This is a genomic window from Trinickia sp. EG282A (assembly GCF_040965455.1).
GTDB classification, from domain to species: domain Bacteria; phylum Pseudomonadota; class Gammaproteobacteria; order Burkholderiales; family Burkholderiaceae; genus Trinickia; species Trinickia symbiotica.
In genome coordinates this window covers 571,815-591,931 of record NZ_JBFRCC010000001.1, presented here as the reverse complement: position 1 = coordinate 591,931, position 20,117 = coordinate 571,815, and the positions used below count along the sequence as shown (strand labels likewise).

The 20,117-nt window shown below is 57.1% G+C and carries 18 protein-coding genes; 11 read left to right on the top strand and 7 right to left on the bottom strand.

Translation table 11 applies throughout. The features are described 5' to 3' along the window. The first annotated feature begins 21 nt into the window (after positions 1-21). Entirely contained in the window at positions 22-417 is a 396-nt protein-coding gene (locus tag AB4Y31_RS02665) for a GtrA family protein (protein WP_368672587.1), read from the top strand. Positions 418-477: 60 nt separating this feature from the next. Here the strand turns inward: AB4Y31_RS02665 and AB4Y31_RS02660 are convergent, their stop codons facing one another. The 4 genes from AB4Y31_RS02660 to AB4Y31_RS02645 are packed head-to-tail and all read right to left on the bottom strand — an operon-like array spanning position 478 to position 5,234. Beyond that, complete coding sequence (locus AB4Y31_RS02660) at positions 478-2,364, bottom strand: polysaccharide biosynthesis protein (protein WP_368672586.1); 1,887 nt, start codon at positions 2,362-2,364, stop codon at positions 478-480. A gap of 5 nt (positions 2,365-2,369) precedes the next feature. Beyond that, positions 2,370-3,392 (bottom strand): glycosyltransferase family 4 protein, encoded by a 1,023-nt coding sequence (locus AB4Y31_RS02655; protein ID WP_368672585.1) that lies wholly within the window; start codon positions 3,390-3,392, stop codon positions 2,370-2,372. A gap of 10 nt (positions 3,393-3,402) precedes the next feature. After that, positions 3,403-4,359 carry a UDP-glucose 4-epimerase family protein gene (locus tag AB4Y31_RS02650; RefSeq protein ID WP_368672584.1) on the bottom strand — a complete coding sequence of 319 codons (957 nt, stop codon included), beginning with the start codon at positions 4,357-4,359 and terminating at the stop codon, positions 3,403-3,405. Further along, positions 4,356-5,234, bottom strand: a complete 879-nt coding sequence (locus AB4Y31_RS02645; RefSeq protein WP_368673429.1) for a glycosyltransferase family 2 protein — start codon at positions 5,232-5,234, stop codon at positions 4,356-4,358. Before AB4Y31_RS02645 ends, AB4Y31_RS02650 begins: the two co-directional genes overlap by 4 nt. Before the next feature lie 286 nt (positions 5,235-5,520). Here AB4Y31_RS02645 and AB4Y31_RS02640 point away from each other — a divergent pair, with 286 nt between their 5' ends. From AB4Y31_RS02640 to AB4Y31_RS02595, 10 genes are all read left to right on the top strand, one after another. Continuing rightward, positions 5,521-6,945, top strand: coding sequence for a UbiA family prenyltransferase (locus AB4Y31_RS02640; RefSeq protein ID WP_368672583.1), 1,425 nt, complete (start codon positions 5,521-5,523; stop codon positions 6,943-6,945). A 3-nt stretch (positions 6,946-6,948) separates the two neighbouring features. Further along, positions 6,949-8,265 carry an FAD-dependent oxidoreductase gene (locus AB4Y31_RS02635; RefSeq protein WP_368672582.1) on the top strand — a complete coding sequence of 439 codons (1,317 nt, stop codon included), beginning with the start codon at positions 6,949-6,951 and terminating at the stop codon, positions 8,263-8,265. Beyond that, on the top strand, positions 8,262-9,002 hold the full coding sequence (locus tag AB4Y31_RS02630) for an SDR family oxidoreductase (RefSeq protein ID WP_368672581.1): 741 nt from the start codon (positions 8,262-8,264) through the stop codon (positions 9,000-9,002). Before AB4Y31_RS02635 ends, AB4Y31_RS02630 begins: the two co-directional genes overlap by 4 nt. An 8-nt stretch (positions 9,003-9,010) precedes the next feature. Next, positions 9,011-10,741, top strand: coding sequence for a hypothetical protein (locus AB4Y31_RS02625; protein ID WP_368672580.1), 1,731 nt, complete (start codon positions 9,011-9,013; stop codon positions 10,739-10,741). Between the two features lie 80 nt (positions 10,742-10,821). After that, the gene (locus AB4Y31_RS02620) at positions 10,822-11,760 is read left to right on the top strand and encodes an NAD-dependent epimerase/dehydratase family protein (protein WP_368672579.1); all 939 of its coding nucleotides are present in this window, start codon (positions 10,822-10,824) and stop codon (positions 11,758-11,760) included. Positions 11,761-11,766: 6 nt separating this feature from the next. Further along, positions 11,767-13,056: an NAD(P)/FAD-dependent oxidoreductase gene (locus AB4Y31_RS02615; protein WP_368672578.1), complete on the top strand. Its 1,290-nt coding sequence runs from the start codon at positions 11,767-11,769 to the stop codon at positions 13,054-13,056. Positions 13,057-13,238: 182 nt separating this feature from the next. Next, the gene (locus tag AB4Y31_RS02610) at positions 13,239-13,661 is read left to right on the top strand and encodes a GtrA family protein (protein WP_368672577.1); all 423 of its coding nucleotides are present in this window, start codon (positions 13,239-13,241) and stop codon (positions 13,659-13,661) included. 6 nt (positions 13,662-13,667) lie between these two features. Beyond that, a complete protein-coding gene (locus AB4Y31_RS02605; protein WP_368672576.1) occupies positions 13,668-14,336 on the top strand; it encodes a class I SAM-dependent methyltransferase in 669 nt (222 codons plus the stop codon). Positions 14,337-14,429: 93 nt separating this feature from the next. Beyond that, positions 14,430-15,602 (top strand): acyltransferase family protein, encoded by a 1,173-nt coding sequence (locus AB4Y31_RS02600; protein ID WP_368672575.1) that lies wholly within the window; start codon positions 14,430-14,432, stop codon positions 15,600-15,602. Between the two features lie 91 nt (positions 15,603-15,693). Next, positions 15,694-17,376 (top strand): hypothetical protein, encoded by a 1,683-nt coding sequence (locus tag AB4Y31_RS02595; RefSeq protein WP_368672574.1) that lies wholly within the window; start codon positions 15,694-15,696, stop codon positions 17,374-17,376. Positions 17,377-17,469: 93 nt separating this feature from the next. Here AB4Y31_RS02595 and AB4Y31_RS02590 read toward each other — a convergent pair whose 3' ends face one another. From AB4Y31_RS02590 to AB4Y31_RS02580, 3 genes are all read right to left on the bottom strand, one after another. Next, entirely contained in the window at positions 17,470-18,987 is a 1,518-nt protein-coding gene (locus tag AB4Y31_RS02590; protein WP_368672573.1) for a hypothetical protein, read from the bottom strand. A gap of 62 nt (positions 18,988-19,049) precedes the next feature. Then, positions 19,050-19,460: a GtrA family protein gene (locus AB4Y31_RS02585; protein WP_368672572.1), complete on the bottom strand. Its 411-nt coding sequence runs from the start codon at positions 19,458-19,460 to the stop codon at positions 19,050-19,052. Then, positions 19,441-20,115 carry a trans-aconitate 2-methyltransferase gene (locus AB4Y31_RS02580; protein WP_368672571.1) on the bottom strand — a complete coding sequence of 225 codons (675 nt, stop codon included), beginning with the start codon at positions 20,113-20,115 and terminating at the stop codon, positions 19,441-19,443. The genes AB4Y31_RS02585 and AB4Y31_RS02580 overlap by 20 nt, the downstream gene beginning before the upstream one ends. Between the last annotated feature and the right edge of the window lie 2 nt (positions 20,116-20,117).

The following is a 20,117-nucleotide window of genomic DNA, read 5'->3' as shown; positions in this document are numbered from 1 at the left end:
GGCGATAAACGCGGATTCGGCATGAGGCACCAGTTGACGCGTTTTCTCGTCGCCGGTGTGATGGGCTTCCTGGTCGATACCGGCGTGCTTTATCTGATGCTGTGGCTCGGACTCGGGTACTTCGCCGGCCGCGCGATTTCCTTCCTTTGCGCGGTATGGACGACCTGGCAATTCAACCGCCGATACACTTTCGCTCCTTCTCGTCATCAGTCGATCTGGGCTGAATGGTGGCGCTACCTCGCCGCCATGTCAGCGGGCGGGGGCGTCAACTACGCCGCATACAGCGGCGCGGTATCGCTGCTTCGTCCGGCGCCGTGGCTACCGGTGCTCGCTGTCGCCGTAGGGTCAGTCGCAGGACTCGTCGTCAACTTTGCGACGGCAAAGTGGTGGGTTTTCAGACGCGCAAGAAGTCAGTAGCCCCGGCCGCCCTCACGCTCGATCAGCAGCTTGCTGGTGCAAACCGGGCCGACCTATGGGCTATGAAAAGTTCGCTGCCGCGCGCGATCCGACGGTCTGTAACACCGGCGGTACGGCCGGCTGATACTCCGGCACCCAGCGCCTCAGGTCGCGGCGCACTTCATCGTCAGGGGGCACGCGATGTTGCATCAGCCATGGCAGCAAGTGGTCGAGCAGATGATCGGGTACCTCTCTCGCCCGCGCGATCCGCAATTTCGGATGCGGTGTGCGCGTGGTGGTTTCGTCATCGGCAAGCAATTCCTCGTAAAGCTTCTCACCGGGACGCAACCCCGTGAATTCGATACGAATCTGCTCTTCTGTGTATCCATAGAGGCGGACGAGATCTCGCGCAAGGTCGACAATGCGCACCGGCTGCCCCATGTCGAGAATAAAAATCTCACCGCCGTGACCCATACTCGATGCCTGAAGCACTAACTGTGATGCCTCAGGGATGGTCATGAAGAAACGCGTAATCTCAGGGTGAGTCACCGTAACCGGCCCGCCCTTCGCAATCTGCTGCTGGAACTTGGGGATTACGCTGCCGGCGCTGCCGAGCACGTTGCCAAAACGCACCGTTTCGAACTGAGTTGTGTCGCTCGTTTGCTGCAGCGCCTGGCACGCCATTTCCGCCAGACGCTTACTCGCGCCCATTACGTTTGTCGGGTTGACTGCCTTGTCTGTCGATATGAGCACGAAGCGCTTGACGCCGTTACGAATTGCCGCGCGCGCCACACGGTACGTGCCAAGCACGTTGTTTCGAATCGCTTGCCAACTATTGAGTTCCTCCATCAACGGCACATGCTTATACGCCGCCGCGTGATAGACGATATGCGGAACGTACCGCGACATGATCTGATCGAGCAGCAACGAATCTTTTGCGTCGCCAATGATTGGCACAACCGACAACTCCGGGAAGCGTTCTCGCAACTCTTCGACGAGCCGGTACATTGCATACTCGGACGAATCCAGTGCCACGAGTTGCGCCGGTGCGAATCGAAGAATTTGCCGGCATAGCTCCGATCCGATGGAGCCCCCCGCTCCCGTCACCATGACGACGCGACCGTGCAACAGCGATTCGACGTGTGCAGTATCGATGCTGACCGGCTCGCGGCCAAGCAAGTCTTCGAGATCGATCTGGCGGACTTGCGAAAGAATGCCTTGGCCCGGCATCAGCGCCGTCAACGAAGGTAACACCATGGCTCGAACACCCGCTCGAACACAAAGCGTTGCGGCACGGCGCTGAGCCTCGACGGACGCTGAAGGAATCGCAATAATCGCGTGCTCGGTCTTGAGCATCGCGGCAAATTTTGGAAGATCGGTCAGTGCGCCGAGGACTTTATGGCCGTACACCTCTCGCCCGTGCTTCATCGGATCGTCGTCGAGCAACCCGACGAGACGCCACTCTTTCGAGCGCGCCAACTCTCGAGCGAGGTTCGCCCCCGCGCCGCCCGCGCCCAGGACCAGCACTGGTTTGCCCTGCGCAACCAGTGCACCGTATAAATAGAATTCTTTCGTCGCCCGATAGGCCGCCCTGGCGCCACCCATCGCGAGAAACAACAAAAGCGGCGAGACCGCCAGCACCGAGCGCGGTGTGATCGGCACCGGTTGCACCATGACAGATGCAACCATAGTCATAAGAGCACCCGCCGCGACGGCCTTCGAGATCCGCATAAGATCGGGCAGGCTGGCGAACACCCACATGCCTCGGTAAAGACCGAAGACGCGGAACATTGCGCCGTAGATCGGGAGCACCCAGACGAACGACTTCAAGCATCCCGCGAGGAAATCGTGCGGGACTGAACCGTTGAAACGGATGAAATACGCCGCGCTCCACGCGCCGGCGACCGCGCACAAGTCGAACAGAAAGGCGCAGAACGAGAGCCACCAGGCTTTGCTTTGTCTGTGCATTAATATCACCCTTCAGCTTGTCTCGTCGTACAGAAACGGCGCCAGCGAAGGTCGATCGCCGCGCCTACCAGCACAAGCACTAAAGCCCAGACGATAACGACAGCCCATTGCATTACGGCCGACCGATCCAGGACCCAAAGAGCAAGCATTATGCCAGTTAGCATAAGGAGATACCAGCAGACGGCGGTGCGTGCGTGCCCGAGCCCCAGGCGGACCATCCGTTGATAATAGTGTTCACGATGCGCCTGCCAAAATTTTTCGCCGCGCGCGAGGCGCCGCAGCAACGTCACCGACGCGTCGGCGATGAAAGGCGAAAAAGCCATCGGGGGAAACCAGATCGGCCAGGCACCCGTGCGCCAGCCCCAGTAACCGAGGGCTCCCGCAAGAAATCCGAGTGGGATCGAGCCGGCATCGCCGAGGAATACCCGAGCCGGATGGAAGTTGAAGACAAGGAAACCCGCTGCGGCGCCGGCTGTGGCGACCGAAACAAGCGCTAGCTCGGGCTCTGAATGTGGCGTTGTCAACGCAGCCAGCGCATAGCCGCCGAAGCCGATCAATGCCATGCCGCCAGCAAGGCCGTCGGCTCCATCCATGAAGTTGTAAAGATTGATTAGCCAGATCATCAAAAACGCCAACGCGGCGAGCGCCCACCATGGCGCCGCGGCCGGATAAATGGCGACGATCGCGACGACGGCGGCAAGATGCGCCGCAAACCGTACGCGCGCCGGCAAGCCCCGGCGGTCATCGATCTGCGAAACAGCGGCGAGGAACAACGTGCAAACCGCGAAGGGCCACATATGGGGCGCCCCGACGAGCATGCAAATAACGACGATCGGCACCAAGCCCCAACCGCCGACGCGCGGCGTCGGACGATCATGCAGAGAGCGGTCGTTAGGGATATCCGTGGCAAGGCGCCAGGCAAGCCCCGTCTTCAGCAAGAATGCAAGAATGGCTGCGCAGCCGACCGATGCCGCGACAGCAATCGCCAATGTTAAGGACAACGAAGCGGTAATGAGTTGCTCGATCACTGTCGCCGCCTCAATGCATCGATCGGTACCAGCGGACCGTTTCCGCTAGTCCGTCTTCAAGCGTACTGACTGGCCGCCAGCTCAAGACCGTACGAATGTAGGAGCTGTCGACACGCAAGTTGCCAGTCAGCCTCTCCACTTGCGGCAGGCGCCCAGTCAAGCGCCCCGCGAAACGAAGGCAAGCAGGCGGCACCGCCAACAGGCGCGCCGGTTTTTGCAGGTGGTCGCCGATTTTGTAAGCCAACTCGGCCACGGTAAGGCTCTCGTCATCGGCCACATGAAAACATTTGCCCGCCGCACGCGGATCGACCGCGCAGCGCACAAGCGCGTCGGCGAGGTTCTCGACGTAGACAATACTGCGGCGCGCCTCGATACCGCCTAGCGGGAGCGGAATTCCTCGGGCAATCGATTGCATCAGCGAAAAAAAATTGGCTCGCACGCCCGGGCCATAGACAAGCGGGGGGCGAACGATGACCACCTCCATTCCCGTTTGCTCGCCGAACCGCCGCAGCGCAACTTCTGCGTCGAGCTTCGAGCGCCCATAGGCGTCTTGCGGGGCTGGCGGATCGTCCTCGCGCAATGGGCGGCCCGGATCCGTTTCTGCGACAGCCTTGATGCTACTCGCGAACACGAAACGGCGAACGCCATTCGCCTGTGCCGCTCTTGCTACGCGCAGCGTGCCGTCCACATTCGTCGAACGAAAGGCGGCAAACGGATCCGAGGATGTGTCCGACGTTACATGAACGCGTGCTGCCAAGTGGATGATGCAGTCTGCCTTCAGCGCCGCCGGCCAAGCTTGCTCCATGCCGTCGAAATCGGGGGCCGCCAGCACCCATTCAGTGATCCCAGCGGTGCACGCGCTCGACTGCCGTACGGCCCCCGTTACGCTGTGGCCAGCGGCGATTAACGCTCGGCAAACCGCACGGCCAACGAAACCGTTCGCACCGGTGACAACGATATGGCTCATACCCACTTCCATCCGAACCGGTTGTAGAACTTGAATGCCGATGAGACGAACATGCGGATATGGGCGGAACCCTTACGGGCGGCGCCGCCACCGTGATGGACGGCGCGTACCGCGGGAACGTAGGCGACGCGCGCCAGTTCATGCGCGCGCAGGCTTAGGTCGTAATCCTCGAAGTAAAGGAAATAGCGCGGGTCGAAGCCGGAAAGGCGCTTTAGCACATTGGTCCGAAAGATCATGAAGCAACCGCTTGCGATCGGCGGATCCCAGACGACGTCACGGTCATTGATCACGTCTCGCATCTCGTAGCGGCCAAGCCGTCCCGCGAACCAACGGCGGATGGCGCCGGGCAGGAAGCCTCGTACGAACAGATCTAGCACGGTCGGGTAGCGGCGGCACAGGTACTGAATGGCTTGCTGGTCGTCCTGAATCCGCGGAGTCACGAGGCCGACCTCGCAGTGAGCGTCGAGGAAGTCCAGTGCGTTCACCAAGGCATCAGCGTCCATATCGATGTCAGGGTTCAGGACCACGTGATAGCCGCTCGTCGCGCGTTCGATGGCCAAGTTATGCCCGCGACCATAGCCGATATTGCCGTGCCCGCTCAGGACCTGGTGAGCGATGCCCTGCTTCGCCAGCAACTCAAGCGAGCTGCCGATATCGACGCCCTGAAGACCGCCGTTGTCGACGATATACAGTTGCGCCGGGACTTCATCGCGGGTATCCCTCAGGCGGTCATATGCCTTTCCAAGGCTGGAAAGCGTTGTTTCCAGCAACTGGACGTCGGGTCGATAAACGACAAGGGAGACGGTAAGGCCCCGATTGTCGGCACAAAGCGACTCCGAAGCTTCCGTTTGAGAGGAGCAGTAAGTTCTAGTCATTAACAGCAGGCCGGCCAAACCTTCGCAAGACGCAAGTGTGCTCAAGTTCGCGCCTCACGGCAACGTCTGGTTGTGGATTATTGCGGAAAACGCAAGGCTCGCGACGGCGTTTGTGGGTAAGGTTGTGCAAGAAACAAGGAAATAGTAAAGTAACGCCGCCTTGGCGGCTGTTACCGCATCTTTATTGCGTACCGGGTCGCACCTATATCCCGCGCGACGGGCCGATTGTCCGCGTCGCGTGCATGAACTATCGCGATCGTTGCCGCTCGCTCCCGAGGTCGATTGAATGTGCAGCAAACCACTCGTCGTCGATCTCGACGGCACATTAATTCGTTCCGACATCCTGATGGAATCAGGATTCGCCTTTCTGAAGGCCGCGCCGCATCGCTTCTACGAACCACTGCTCTGGCTCGCTCGCGGAGGCAAGGCTGCGCTCAAAGCGCGGCTGGCTGACCTCACGAATATCGATGTCGCGGTCTTGCCCTATGACGCGGCAGTCATCGAATGGCTGGCGGCCGAGCGAGAAGCCGGCCGCCGGCTCGTGCTCGCCACGGCAAGCCACGAACGATACGCAAAGGCGATTGCGAACCATCTCGGGCTCTTCGAGATGACGCTCGCCACCGACGGCTTGACGAATCTGTCGGCGGAAAACAAGCGTGAAAGGCTCGTTGCAGAATTCGGCGAGAAAGGCTTCGACTACGTGGGCAACTCGCACGACGACCTTCCCGTGTGGCGATCGGCCGATTGCGCTTACGTCGTCAACCCTCATAACGGTGTCGAGCACGCGGCGCGCAAGGTTTGTCGAGTCGAGCGTGTGATCGAATCGCGCCCGACGCTCGCTAAGACGCTGAGCAAATCACTGCGGTTGCATCAGTGGCTGAAGAATCTTCTCATTTTCGTGCCGCTGCTCGCAGCGCATTGGCTCAATTCGTCGCAACACGCATTCGCGGCGCTGCTGGCATTTGTCGCCTTCGGACTTTGCGCGTCCAGCGTCTATCTGTTGAACGATCTGCTCGACCTCGAGGACGACCGGCACCATCCCGTTAAACGTCGACGCCCATTAGCTTCAGGAGCAATGCCGCTCACATGGGGCGTCGTGCTCTTTCCCGTACTCCTCGTAAGTTCATTTGCCGTTGCGGCCGTAATGCTCCCCTGGCGCTTCGCGGCAGTATTGCTTAGTTACTACGTGCTGACGCTCGCCTATTCCATGCTTTTGAAGCGCAGGGTGATGGTAGACGTCATCTCGCTGGCGATGCTCTACACCACTCGCATCATCGCTGGCACAGCAGCGATAGGCGGGCACTTGACGTTCTGGCTGCTTGCGTTTTCGATGTTCATATTTCTTAGCCTCGCCCTCGTCAAGCGCTATGCCGAACTGCATGCCATGATGGCTCGCGGCCTCGGCAAGACGCGCGGCCGCGGGTATGTAGCGAGTGATCTGCCTCTGCTCTGCTCTCTCGGCACCGCTTCCGGATATTTGGCGGTACTCGTCCTCGCCCTTTACATTCAGGATGGGAAAACGACGAGCCTTTACCGCCACCCGCAACTGATTTGGCTGGCCTGTCCCCTCTTGCTTTACTGGGTCAGCCGGACGTGGATCATCACGCATCGTGGATTGATGCATGACGACCCGATCGTGTTTGCCGCACGCGATCGCGTCAGTCTGGTCGTCTTCGCGCTTTGCGGAGCCGTATTCTGGGCCGCCACTTAGCCAATGACCAAGCTACAGTCCTGGGGGCGCTATCCGTACTTACCGCAAGATCCGCATGCAGTCGCATGGCGCGATGCGCTGCATGCCACGTGGCAGTCGGCGCGCCAAGGGCACGGCACAACGCTCGCTTACGGAAACGGCCGCAGTTACGGCGACAGTTGTCTCGCGGCGTCCGGTCATGTTGTCCATACTCGCCCTCTCGACCGCCTGATCGCCGCGGACTGGCAAACAGGAATACTTCGCGCCGAAGTGGGCGTCACGTTGGGCGAAGTGCTGGAGCTCGCCGTGCCGCACGGCTGGATGTTGCCCGTTACGCCGGGCACGAAGTACGCGACACTGGGCGGAGCCGTCGCGAACGACGTACACGGAAAGAATCACCATGTAAGAGGCACGTTCGGCAGATGTGTGCGACGCTTTTCGCTCGTGCGCAGTGACGGCAGTCAATACGAATGTGCGCCGGAAGAAAATCCCGAGCTGTTCGCTGCGACCATCGGCGGATTGGGGTTGACCGGGCTGGTCACATGGGTGGAACTACAGCTCATGCCGGTGCGCTCGGGGCTCATCGACGTTACGAGCATTCGCTTTTCGAATCTCGACGAGTTTTTTTCGCTGTCCGAACGTTTCGACCCGTTGCACGAGTACAGCGTTGCCTGGGTAGACTGCCACAGCAAAGGCAGCGCGCTCGGTCGCGGCATATTCATGGTAGGCGACCATGCCGCAGAAGGACCGCTCGTGGTTGAGCAACGAAAGAAGCGTACCGTGCCGTTCACGCTGCCCATCCCGCTGTTCAACCGGGCAACATTGGGCATCTGCAACGAGCTCTACTATCGGCGCCAACGTCGCGACGAATTGCGCTCGCAAGTCAGCTACGACACCTACTTCTACCCGCTCGACAGCTTGCTCGAATGGAATCGCATTTATGGGCGAGCCGGGTTTCAGCAGTACCAGTGCATCGTACCGCCGAGCGCAGCTCGCGATGCGATACGGGCCATCCTCGACGCCATCGCGAAGAGCGGTACAGGCTCTTTCCTGTCGGTGCTGAAACGGTGTGGCGATCTTCCTTCGCCGGGATTGCTTTCGTTTCCGATGGAAGGTACGTCCCTCGCGCTGGATTTTCCGCAACGCGAAGAGCTCAACAAACAGCTGTTCGCGACGATGGACTCAATAGTGCGCGAAGCCGGCGGGCGAATGTACCCCGCTAAGGACGCTCATATGTCGGGCTCGGATTTCCGCGCAGCCTACCCCCGATGGGAGCAAGTCGAAGCGTTGCGAGACCCTGCCATACTCTCGCGGTTTTGGGAACGGACCACAAGAACATGACAAATATTCTGATCGTAGGCGCGACGTCTGCCATTGCCGGCGCTTGTGCCCGTCAATGGGCAGCTAAGGGCGCTCGCTTCCTTCTTGTCGCACGCAACGGCGAACGTCTTGAGCAAGTTGCGCAAGATCTCACTGCGCGAGGTGCGCAACTCGCATCCTGCTATGCACTCGATATCAACGATTTGAAACGCCACGGCGAAATGTTGGACCGATGCACGCAAGTGCTCGGAGCGCCTGACATCGTGCTCGTCGCACCGGGAACACTGCCTGATCAAGCAGCCTGCCAAGCAGACGTCGCTGTCGCGGTGAACGAGTTCACCACGAATGCAACCTCGGTCATCGCGTTGCTCACACCAGTCGCCAACATGCTCGAAGCGCAGCGCAAGGGGGTGCTCGCTGTCATCTCTTCAGTCGCAGGGGACCGCGGCAGGCCGTCCAACTACCTTTACGGCAGCGCCAAGGCAGCGCTCACCGCTTTCTGTGCAGGACTCAATGCACGGCTTTTCAAATCCGGCGTCCACGTATTGACCATCAAGCCGGGATTCGTTGCTACGCCGATGACTCAGGGGTTGCCGTTGCCGGGACCGCTCGTCGCGACGCCAGAAAAAGTGGCAACGCAGATCGTTCGCGCAATCGAGAGACGGAAGGATGTTCTCTATACGCCGGGGTTCTGGGCGGGCATCATGCTCGTCATTCGGTTGCTACCCGTGTTCGTTTTCAAGCGCGCCTCACTCTGAACGATTCCATGAAGAAGGCCCCGTTAAACTACGGACACCTCGTCCTGACACTTGGATTACTCACGCTAGCCACGACGGCTTACAGCGTGTGGCGACACTATTCGCCACTGCCTTTCAACGATCAATGGGACGGTGCCATCGGGGCGTATCTGCAAGCATCGCAAAACCCGTGGCACGCCCTTTTCGCGCAGCATAACGAGCATCGCCTGGCCGTACCGCGACTGCTGTTCTTTGCCGACTTGCGCTACTTCGGCGGCAGGAACGTAATGCTGCTCACGGTGAATCTCGTGCTGGCCGGCTTGCTCGCGCTCACTTTCGTCCGCATTGCAGTCGGCCAAGATAGGAAAATCGAGCGGCGGGCACAGCTCTCGATAGCCGGGGCTGCTCTCATATTCGGCTACTCGTGGATACAGCAAGAGAATTTTACGTGGGGCTTTCAAGGTCAGTGGTTCGCAGTATATTTGTTTGCACTAACGGCCTTTTACTCTCTGGAGCTAGCATCGCGAGCGCGCGCAAAGGGCCAAGCGCGCGAGTCGTTCTGGTGGCTGATTGCAGCACTACTGAGTGCGACGGTGTCCGCTTATTCGATGTCTAGCGGCGTACTCGTATTCCCTGTACTCCTCGTCCAGGCCATGTACTCGCGCTTCAGGCCTGCCGCGCTTGGGTTCATCTTTCTTGTTGGTGTGCTTGTATGGGTCGCTTATTTCAACGACTGGCATTCACCAACTAGCAACGGCACGGTCATGGCTGCTTGGCTTCAACATCCCTTGGACGCATTCCGATACGTGCTCCTCTATCTCGGCGCGCCCGCGCGAAGCGCTCGCTTGGGAGCCATTAGTGCACACCTGGGCGTCGCCAGCGCCTACACCATCGGCGCACTTGTCCTCGTGTCGCTTGCGGTGTTCGTCGTCAAAGCAGCCACTTCAGACTCATTTGAAGTGCGAGCAACGTCGTTGCTCGCTTTCAGCCTATTTATCGTCGGTAACGCCGCCATCACCGCAGGCGGCCGGTTATGGCTCGGCCTCGAGTTTGCGCTGTCGTCGCGATATACGACGGCCGCGTTGGCAGTTTGGACAGCACTGATCGCCTTTGCCGCGGTAAACGCAAGATCTGCAAAAGAGTACAGATGGATATCAGCAATCGGTGGCATTGCCGTCGTACTCGTTCTTTCCGCCCAGCGCTCTGCGCTGGATAGCCCGCGGGACGAGGTCTATCCGCGTCTGGTCGCCGGCCTCGCACTGCGTGCCCATGTCTATGATCCTGAAATTACTCGCGCGGTCTACCCGTTTCCAGATCAGTTGATCGCAAAGGCAAGCGCAGCGGAAAAGGCAGGACTGTCGATATTCGCGCCAGCTAGTCCGGACTACCTCGTGCCGCCCGCCCAGGTTCGCGCAGCGTCATCGTGCGAGGGCGCAGTCGACGCTGTGTCGCCAACGACTACGCCGGGCGTTTATCGCGCAAGCGGATGGATCTATGACGAAAACGACAAGCGTGTCCCACGCCATGTCATCGTAACCGACATCGATGGTGCCACAATCGGCAGCGGAGTCACTGGCGGCACTAGCAGCGAAGGCAAAGACGCGGTGGGGCGGCGCGCCACATATAGCGGATGGACCGCCTTTTTCCGCGCGCGTGCCGAGGGCGACATACAAGTCGCGGCGAGAGCACCAGGCGGTACGTTCTGCAAAATCAAGTCCGCAGTATCCGCATCGGCCCGCCCTGCGACATCCGCACACTAGGAGCTGAACAGATCGAAGGCAATGCTTCTTATTGTCTCGACCTTGTACCTACGAAACATGGGATCCAAACGAGCAAACGCATGAATCAGAGTCGCATTCTCCTGCCTGGTGGTGCAGGCCTCGTCGGCCAAAACCTGGTTGCGCGGCTGAAAGCGCGCGGTTACACCAATCTTGTCGTGCTGGACAAACATAAGGCAAATCTCGATGTCTTGCGGTCGGTTCATCCTGACGTGACTGCGATTTACGCCGATCTTGCAGATCCGGGCGATTGGTCAACGCATTTCGAGGGTGCCGACGTTGTTGTCATGCTGCAAGCGCAGATCGGTGCTCCGACGCGCGAGCCGTTCGTGCGGAACAACATCGATTCGACGCGCAACGTCATCGACGTCATCAAGCGCTGCCGAATTCCCTATACCGTGCATATAAGTTCGTCAGTCGTCAATTCTGTTGCCGATGACTGGTATACCGAAACAAAGCGCGTACAAGAGGAAATGGTCGTCGCCTCGGGCATCGATTGCGTCGTGCTGCGACCAACGCTGATGTTCGGGTGGTTCGATCGCAAGCATCTTGGCTGGCTATCGCGGTTCATGCATCGCGTACCTGTATTCCCGATTCCCGGCCACGGACGCTACATGCGGCAGCCCCTGTACGTCGGTGATTTCTGCAACGTGATCATTAGCTGCATTGAGTCGCGGATCAGTGGCGATGCCTTCAACATCACCGGGCTCGAGAGAGTCAATTACATCGACATCATCCGGCAGATCAAGCGCGCGACCCGCGCGCGCTGCGCGATCTTGAAGATTCCCTATGGCCTTTTCTACGTGCTCTTGAAGATCTACGCGCTCTTCAGCAAGAACCCACCGTTCACGGCTGATCAATTGAAAGCGCTGACCGCAGGCGACGAATTCGAGGTCATCGATTGGGAACGGATCTTCTCGGTGCGCGCCACCCCGTTCGCCAAAGCGATGGACGAAACGTTCAACGATCCGACATATAGCGAAATCGCACTGGAGTTTTGATCGCACATGGCAACGAGCGCAGACCGTATTGCAGTACTCGGCGCGGGGCCGATGGGCCTCGGCGCAGCGTATCAACTTGTGAAAGACGGCCGTAAACCGATCGTTTTCGAAGCCGACGACCGCGTGGGAGGCATGGCAGCGTGCTTCGATTTCGGCGGGCTGTCTATCGAGCGCTACTATCACTTTCACGCAATTTCGGATCACGCTTTCTTCGAGGTGCTGCGGGAGCTTGGCATCGAAGACAAGATGCAGTGGCGCGAAACGAAGATGGGCTATTTCTACCAAGGACGTGTTCAGCCTTGGGGAAATCCAGTGGCGCTCTTGAAATTCAAGGGGCTTAGCCTGCCGGCGAAAGTGCGGTACGGACTTCACGCTTTCCTATCGACGAAGCGCAATGACTGGAAGCCACTCGATCGCATGGAAGCCACCGGTTGGATCCGCCGATGGATCGGCGAGGAGGCTTGGGAGGTGCTGTGGCGCCGGCTTTTCGACTACAAGTTCTACGACTATGCGTATAACCTCTCCGCAGCCTGGATTTGGAGCCGCATTCGACGGATAGGCCGATCCCGTTACGACATTTTTCGGGAGAAGCTCGGCTATCTCGAAGGCGGCTCGGATACGTTGCTGCAGGCCATGCGCGACTACATAGAAGCAAACGGCGGAGAATTCAGGCTGGGCACCCCAGTGGAGAAAGTGATCATTGAGGGCGGGAAAGTCGCAGGGTTGTTGGCGGGCGGACAGAGACTGGACTTCGATAAAGTCGTCAGTACCATACCGCTTCCCTATGTGCCACGCGTCATACCCGACCTGCCCGTGGATATCTTAAACGCTTTCAAGAGCGCAAAGAACGTTGCTGTCGTATGCATCATAGTCAAACTACGAAAGGCGGTGACAGAGAACTTTTGGCTAAATACGAATGATCCGGAAATGGATATTCCGGGCGTCGTCGAATATACCAACCTCCGTCCGCTGTCCGAGCACATTGTCTATGTGCCATTTTACGTACCCGGAGAACACCCCAAGTATCGGGAGCCTGATTCCATATTCATCGAAAAGGTAAAACGATATTTGAAGAAGATAAATCCTTCATTAACGGATGCAGACTTCCTGGATGTACGAGCGAGCCGGTACCGCTTCGCGCAGCCTATCTGCGAACCTGGATACTTGGACCGATTGCCACCCATCAAATTGCCAATACAGGGTTTGTTGGTTGCAGATACATCGTATTATTACCCCGAGGACCGTGGTATTTCGGAGAGCATCGGACTAGCTCGCAATATGGCCAGAATGATATAGCTCGTAATTGAGGGCAGCCATAAAGTCTCGGACGCTGCCAGTAGACCTGTCTTCTTCGCCTAGACCGGTTATGCGCAGTGTCCGTACATCTTGTGATTCCCTCGTTTGGAGCTACCGCGGGCCTTGGTACATACGTCCGCGCTTTGGTGTATGATTGACAAATTCCAAGTGAACGTCGAAAGATGCCTTTTAGCTTACCAGTGCTACGCAAACTGACAACTCTCCAATTCGGTAAGTTCCTGCTCTCAGGGGGCTTGGCAGCGGGCGTGAACTTCATTTCGAGATTCGCATTTAGCCGATTTTTGCCGTTCGAAGCGGCGGTTGCGGCGGCCTTTGTCTGCGGAATGCTCACTGCGTTCATTCTTATGCGAACGTTTGTCTTTGCGAATAGCACGCAGCGCACGGAACAGCAGCTTTCTTACTTCGCATTAGTGAATCTCGTAGGTTTAGGCATCACGGTCATCGTAAGCGATTTTGCCCGCAAGCTCTTCCAGCTTGCATTTCCTCTTACGCCGCAGCTGAACGAGGCGGTTGGGCATCTGATTGGGATAATTGCCCCAGTTCTCCTGAGCTACTATGCCCATAAACGCATCACTTTTCGATAGATTATCATGACGGACCTAACCTCCTTGTATCGAATTCGGTTCCGCGAAGCAGATTTGCCGGCAAAAATGAAGGTTTGGCAGGTCTTGTGCCGCGATTTCTTCCAAAAATTCGTAGGCAACAACGCAACGGTCCTAGATATTGCCTGCGGATATGGTGAATTTATTAACAATATTCGCGCCAAAAGAAAGATCGCCGTCGACCTTAACCAAGATGCACGTCGCTTTTTGGGCAATGACATCGAATTTTTTCTGTCAAGCGCCGAGCGAATGTCGGACATTGACAGCAATTCGGTCGATGTGGCCTTTACTTCGAATTTTCTCGAGCATCTTCCGTCAAAAACTGTCTGCGACAGCGTTCTGGCTGAAGCATTCCGTGTCTTGCGCCCGGGCGGACGACTCATCATTATGGGTCCCAATATTCGATATTTGCCTGGAGAGTATTGGGATTTTTACGACCATCATCTTCCGCTATCGCATCTATCGCTTGCCGAGGCCCTCGCGCTCGCCGGGTTTTCAATCGAGCGCAATATTCCCAAATTTTTGCCGTATACCACGAGGTCTCGGCTACCACAGCACCCCGCGTTGGTTTCGCTGTTCCTTAAAGTTCCATTTGCGTGGCGCTGCCTCGGGAAGCAATTTCTCGTTGTTGCCTGTAAAACTGCGACAAAGCCTTGAAGTGTGGATGTTGTGCCACTCATTGGCGCGCCGAGACCATAATGGATTACTGGCTACTTAGAGGACAGTACTGGCAACTCTCGACTACGATTCATGCAAAGCTATACCGGCAACCTTCTACTAGGGACAACTCTCGTCCTGGCCACAACCGGTGGATTCGCGGCTTGGATAGCGCGGTCTACCTTCTACCGCGCGTTGTTGAGCCGTGAAGCGTCCTCGGCCAGATTTCATGCTATCGATGGATTGCGTGGATACCTTGCTGTCGGTGTCCTGATGCACCACTTATCCATCAACCAGCAGCTTTACCGCACCGGAGTATGGCAGCTGACGCCGTCAAGGATCGACACCTTCTTGGGCCGGGGATCCGTTGCATTCTTCTTTATGATAACCGCCTTCCTGTTCTGGGGCCGAGTGCTCGACTGCAACAGCACGTTCGAATCGGTTAAGTTCTTTACTTCCCGACTTCGCCGGCTAGTCCCAATGTATGTGACAAGCGCATCACTTGTTATATTGACTGCGCTGGCCTTGACGCATTTTCGCATTTTGGTGCCCGCTCACGATTTGACGAGGCAGGTCGTCTCATGGCTGTTGTTCACAATCCCTGGCGCACCAGAAATCAACAGCTTTGGTCAATCAACGTTGATCAACACTGTCTATTGGTCTCTTACGTATGAATGGAAATTCTACCTCTTACTCCCGCTATTTGCTGCGTTGGCGCGCGGGTGGGCGTTTGTCGTCGCTGCAGGAGTAGCTCTTTGGATCACGCTGTTTTCCACCGCCCAAGTCGAATGGTTTTTCCTTAGCGGATGCATCGCTGCCTACGCTGTGCGCATTCAGGCGCTGCGCGACGCCGCACAGAGGGCGATCGGCACACCTGCCGCACTGGTCAGCACCGTTGCGGCAGTATTACTTCAACCAATGACATACACGCCAATCGGAGCGTTGCTGCTATTTGTGCCGTTCGTGGTGCTCGCCGCCGGCAATTCGTTCTATGGTCTGCTAACGTTTCCTGCAGCCAGAGTTCTCGGAACGCTAAGCTACAGTTTCTATTTATTGCATAACTGGGTGCTATATCTTGTTTCGAGGCTAGTGAATCACTTCACGCCGGTCAGTGATTTGTCAGCAGCGCAATACTGGTGCGTCGGTTGCCTAGCCGCATTGATAACTGTGGGGCTTTCAGCCTTTACTTTCCGGTTCGTTGAATATCCATGGATAGCACGCCTTGGTAAAGCGCGCAACGGCTATCACGTAGAAGCCGTCCAGTAGAGGGCGCCATAATGCTGAGAACGATCCGCGGGCCTGTGGATTGACTTCCAACGGGTTCATCTACATTCTCGTACCAGAATAGGGGAATGAGTTGGCCGAGGCAAACTTTACCGAATCGCAGCGCAGGTCTAAGAGAGTGGTACGCGCAACGGTCGTGCGAGCGCTGCTACCCGCTACAGCGCCGGCGTTTTTCATCGTTACTACAATAGTCGGCGCGGTGCGATGGTTCTCGCCGGTCCCGTTCTGGGATATGTGGGACGGAACGCTTCAGTTCTACGTCGCGAGGTTGCAGGGTGCCCACTGGTCTCCATTCTTTGAGCAGGCGAACGAGCACCGAATCGTCCTTTCCAAAGTATTGTTTTGGGCAGACTACCGATTTTTTGGCGGTTTGTCGTATCTCCTGATCTTCCTGAACATCGTGCTGATGTTCTGCCTGTGGATGAGCCTCTGCCTTGCAGCCCGCGCGCTCATGGGCGCTCACCGTCGGCTTGCATATTTATGTTGCGCTTTGGTAGCGGTCCCCTGTTTCTCCTGGCTGCAATCCGAGAACATTAACTGGGGCTACCAGAGTCCGTTCTATTTGGCGTATCTTCTGCCGCTGGTCGCACTGCTGATGATGGCGCGGTGGATTCACGACCGGCGCAACGTCTGGTTCGTAGCAGCGACTGTATGCGGCGTGCTTTCGACGGTCACGATGGCAAACGGACTGCTGGCACTGCCCCTACTGGTGCTTATGCTTGCGTTGAGCGGAGAATCCACCCGTTGGCGCACTGCCACGCTGCTGCTGGTGACCGTACTGACGCTGGCAGCTTGGACGTATCACTACCACACAATGCCGCACGCCGGCGCACCATTCCGGATAATGGTGAAATTTCTGCTGATGTTCTTCGGCGCCCCGTTCGGCTGGCTTTTCCACAACGAGATCGTTACGATGCTCGTGGGAGCTACCGTAATCAGCGCTAGCATCTGGTTGGCTCTGCAGTGGGGGCGCCGCGTAACACGCGATCCGTCATATCTCGCGCTTGCCCTGTTCGTGGTGTACATAGGTGCGGCCGGTGCCGCAGCCACGATCAGCCGGTCAAATTTCGGGCTCGGTGCCGCGCTCGCGGGCCGATACGAAACGTCTCTGATGCTTCTGTATAGCGCGCTGCTCTTATTGTTTGTACATCTGTACCGCGAGCGAGTGGCAACGCTCGCGGTCGTTGGGGCAATTTCCGTATTTGTGCCGCTCATGCTGTTCGCGGCGCAACTCGGGACGATGGATCAATCCGGTCCGGAGATCGCGCGCGAGCGGATGCAGGCCGCGCTTGCGTTGGATCTTGGGGTCGATGACCGAGACACCATCGGCAGTGTGTACCCTCAGCACACCGCTGAACAACGCGCGCAAATATGGCGCGTGGTCGCTAATGCCGTGCGCTACAACCTGTCGGTGTTTGGATCATCCGAGTTGAAGACGGCGCGCGCACTACTTGGAAAGCCGCCTGTAGGCCTCAAAGAGTGCCGCGGCAACATCGACGCCGAAGCGCCGGTTGTAAGCGATACAGGTCATGTTAGGCTGAGCGGCTGGGTGTTCGATGAGGCGACGAAGCAAGTGCCGAAGTCTGCCTACATCGTTTCGAATGGAATGGTGGTGGGGTCCGTTCTTACCGGCATCGACCGGCCGGACGTTCAGCAGTCGATTGACTCGAAAGCACGGCATTCCGGGTTTCAGGGGTATGCCGTCAAAGCCGATGTTCACAATTATTCGATCTTCTGCAAAGGGAGCTTCCCTTGAAAGTCCACCTCCCTGCAAGCCAGATACTGCGGCATTGTGGGCCGTCCAGCCGCCGGTGTGTACAACTAGGTTACCCGACAGATGATCCGGCAGCTATGATTTTTCATCGATCAGCAAGGTCCCTCGAAGCCAAGCAGCGCTTAAAAGCACGACAGCTAGCTGAATCAGGTATGACGACCAACTCATCCAAGGGCCGTAATGCATGAAAAGAAGTTGCTTTGGAAATTCCAAGAGGCCATCTACATCGGCGCCGGTCCACGGTCGTAGATTCATTGGCAGCCAAAACTGAGCAGACGCCACGCTCAGAGCCAGGAAAGCGTACGGGAAAGAATTGCGGCGCTTTCTCTTTTGGAGAGCTAACACTAAGGCTGTAATAACGAACGGCCAAGCACCGATCACGTATCGTGGCTCCGTCACGAGGGCTAGCGGCATATTGAGCCCCACGATAGCCATTGCACCGGGACCAAGTCGCCGCAGCTCAACACAGACCTGATCCCACACGATGATCATCAGCAGCAATGCTGGTCCCCAAAAGACGGAAAGCGTGACCAGCGGCATCAGGAATTTGCCTTCCCCGTTGAGCGGAAAAACAACCCACTCCAGAACTTGCGAAAAGCTGTTTGCATTGGGGAGACCGGGGTTTGAAATAGATCTCACAATGATATGCGGAATGAGGACACCCGCGACTGCGAGGGCAAGGGCTCCCGGAGGGATCTCCGCCAGTTTTGAAGCGACGGAGCCGATTAGACGTATTGAGCCCAGTAAGACAGCAACAGCGACTACCACGGCGATGAGCGACGGCAACCCAGCGATTAGCCGCTCCAACTTATGGCCTCCTTCGGATTCCAATTGTTCCGGCGACAGCATGTGCGGCAACGCTATATATGCAAAAACGCAAATAGTTATAAGGACCATCCATAAAAATAAGGCCGCTCGTTTAAACTTGCGCTTGGCGCTTGACCTCACGTTGCTGCCACTGATTTCTGACTCAGAGAATCGCGCATGCATGAACACCATTAGCAATGCGCCACAAAGACCCGTAATTTGCCAGACGAAGGAACCTGCCACCATTGTGAATAGCAACGCAAACGGGCGGCGCTGCAGATAGAACAGAAGAAGCAACATGCTGATGACCATGGCCGTAACGTCTGTCGAGACGGGGGCATACATTACTTGCTTGGCAATCAGGAAATTGACAAAGATCCCCCCAAATCCGACCCATCTTGAGGCGATGGACAATTCGAGACTGTCAGCTATACGTTTCCATATGATCGTCGCGAAAAGCAGTAATGTCAGGTTATAGAGGTCGAAGGCGCGGATGATGTTGCCGTTTGTAAACTCTGCGCCGGAAACAATGAGCATTCCCCTAACGATCACGGATGGAAGAAGTCGCTGCGCATAGTAGCCAGTCATTTGCCCATGTGAAATCATCGTCCAAAGGTTTCGCACGATGCTTGCGTAGACCACACCGTCCCAGCCAAGCCCTCCGCCAGCGGGTACCACTTCACCGAAGAACAGATTGACCAACCCGTAGGCTAAGACTAGAAAGGTCATCACGACGTGTGCGCCATGCGCACGATCGAGACGAAACCGATCGATCAATTCGCTCATTGATTCACTCTTGCCGTTATACGGATTGAAAATTTGCGGTAAAACTCATCGACAATACGTTTCTAGCACGGATTTGATGGCTTGGAGGCTACTTTGAACACGTACCATCGCGCCGCGAAATACATTGACCCCGTATACGTTGCAGCGGCGATCAATTGCGATACCCCAGCGCCGAAACCAATCAAATTCACAAAAACGTGCAAGACAGCTATGTTTGCAAAAAAGCACAGCGCGAACGCGACAAGAAAGCGTAGGCTCTCCGCGGCTACGTGTCCGTCACTGCAAAAAACAATTTTTTTCGAGAGAAAAAAACTAAGGGCGAGCCCAACAGTGTACCCTGCCACATTGGCAAGAATGGGAGACACCCCGCATTTCATGAAAAAGAAAATCAACCCGATACCGGCAATGGTATTCACCGCACCGCTTCCTGCGTAACGAATCAGGATCGCGGATTCATTTCTCCATCTGGACATAATATTGCGCACCTAACGGCAGTGATTTTAGCCATGGCTCGAGGCTGCGGAGAAAAGCCAGTGGACGCGGGAAAAATAGTGTGTAGCCATGTTCCTCAGACTGGAAGCCCGCATGCTTCGTTAGCTGTAGTGCGCTCCTCAAGCTCAGCATCTCAGCGCCCACGTCGAAGGGACATCGCTCAAATATCCAGCGCGTCGCAGGGTTTAATGGATTATGCTCAAAGAGGAACATCGTCCCCTTCGTTTGCAGAGCGTGATAGCATTGCAGGAGCGCCGACTCTCGGCATTCACGCGGAATGTGGTGAAACACATTGGCCGCTATTATCGCGTCAAATCGAACGCTCGCAGCCTGCGGCCAATCAGAGAAGAGATGTGCCGCGGGCACGCGCTCGCGCGCGACCATCAAAGAATCTGTGGAGACGTCAAAGCCCCACAGTTCGGCGTTTGGAAAATATCGCTCGAGGTATGGGAGACTGCGTCCTGCGCCGCAGCCAAAGTCAAGTATCCGCCTCGGTTGGCGACATTTGAGAAGCTTCGACATCAGCGCAACTTTGTACTCCGCGAAGTATCCATCTTCATTGAGCCCCTCCGGGATCGAGTCGCCAAGCACACGATCATAATCGCGCGCGAACTGATCGAATTCGGAATCTGCCACGG

Bases quoted from the DNA above. Each gene is read 5' to 3' on its own strand.
- AB4Y31_RS02665 (WP_368672587.1), top strand. From the start codon at position 22: ATGAGGCACCAGTTGACGCGTTTTCTCGTCGCCGGTGTGATGGGCTTC.
- AB4Y31_RS02660 (WP_368672586.1), bottom strand. From the start codon at position 2,364: ATGCACAGACAAAGCAAAGCCTGGTGGCTCTCGTTCTGCGCCTTTCTG.
- AB4Y31_RS02650 (WP_368672584.1), bottom strand. From the start codon at position 4,359: ATGAGCCATATCGTTGTCACCGGTGCGAACGGTTTCGTTGGCCGTGCG.
- AB4Y31_RS02645 (WP_368673429.1), bottom strand. From the start codon at position 5,234: ATGACTAGAACTTACTGCTCCTCTCAAACGGAAGCTTCGGAGTCGCTT.
- AB4Y31_RS02640 (WP_368672583.1), top strand. From the start codon at position 5,521: ATGTGCAGCAAACCACTCGTCGTCGATCTCGACGGCACATTAATTCGT.
- AB4Y31_RS02635 (WP_368672582.1), top strand. From the start codon at position 6,949: ATGACCAAGCTACAGTCCTGGGGGCGCTATCCGTACTTACCGCAAGAT.
- AB4Y31_RS02630 (WP_368672581.1), top strand. From the start codon at position 8,262: ATGACAAATATTCTGATCGTAGGCGCGACGTCTGCCATTGCCGGCGCT.
- AB4Y31_RS02625 (WP_368672580.1), top strand. From the start codon at position 9,011: ATGAAGAAGGCCCCGTTAAACTACGGACACCTCGTCCTGACACTTGGA.
- AB4Y31_RS02620 (WP_368672579.1), top strand. From the start codon at position 10,822: ATGAATCAGAGTCGCATTCTCCTGCCTGGTGGTGCAGGCCTCGTCGGC.
- AB4Y31_RS02615 (WP_368672578.1), top strand. From the start codon at position 11,767: ATGGCAACGAGCGCAGACCGTATTGCAGTACTCGGCGCGGGGCCGATG.
- AB4Y31_RS02610 (WP_368672577.1), top strand. From the start codon at position 13,239: ATGCCTTTTAGCTTACCAGTGCTACGCAAACTGACAACTCTCCAATTC.
- AB4Y31_RS02605 (WP_368672576.1), top strand. From the start codon at position 13,668: ATGACGGACCTAACCTCCTTGTATCGAATTCGGTTCCGCGAAGCAGAT.
- AB4Y31_RS02600 (WP_368672575.1), top strand. From the start codon at position 14,430: ATGCAAAGCTATACCGGCAACCTTCTACTAGGGACAACTCTCGTCCTG.
- AB4Y31_RS02590 (WP_368672573.1), bottom strand. From the start codon at position 18,987: ATGAGCGAATTGATCGATCGGTTTCGTCTCGATCGTGCGCATGGCGCA.
- AB4Y31_RS02585 (WP_368672572.1), bottom strand. From the start codon at position 19,460: ATGTCCAGATGGAGAAATGAATCCGCGATCCTGATTCGTTACGCAGGA.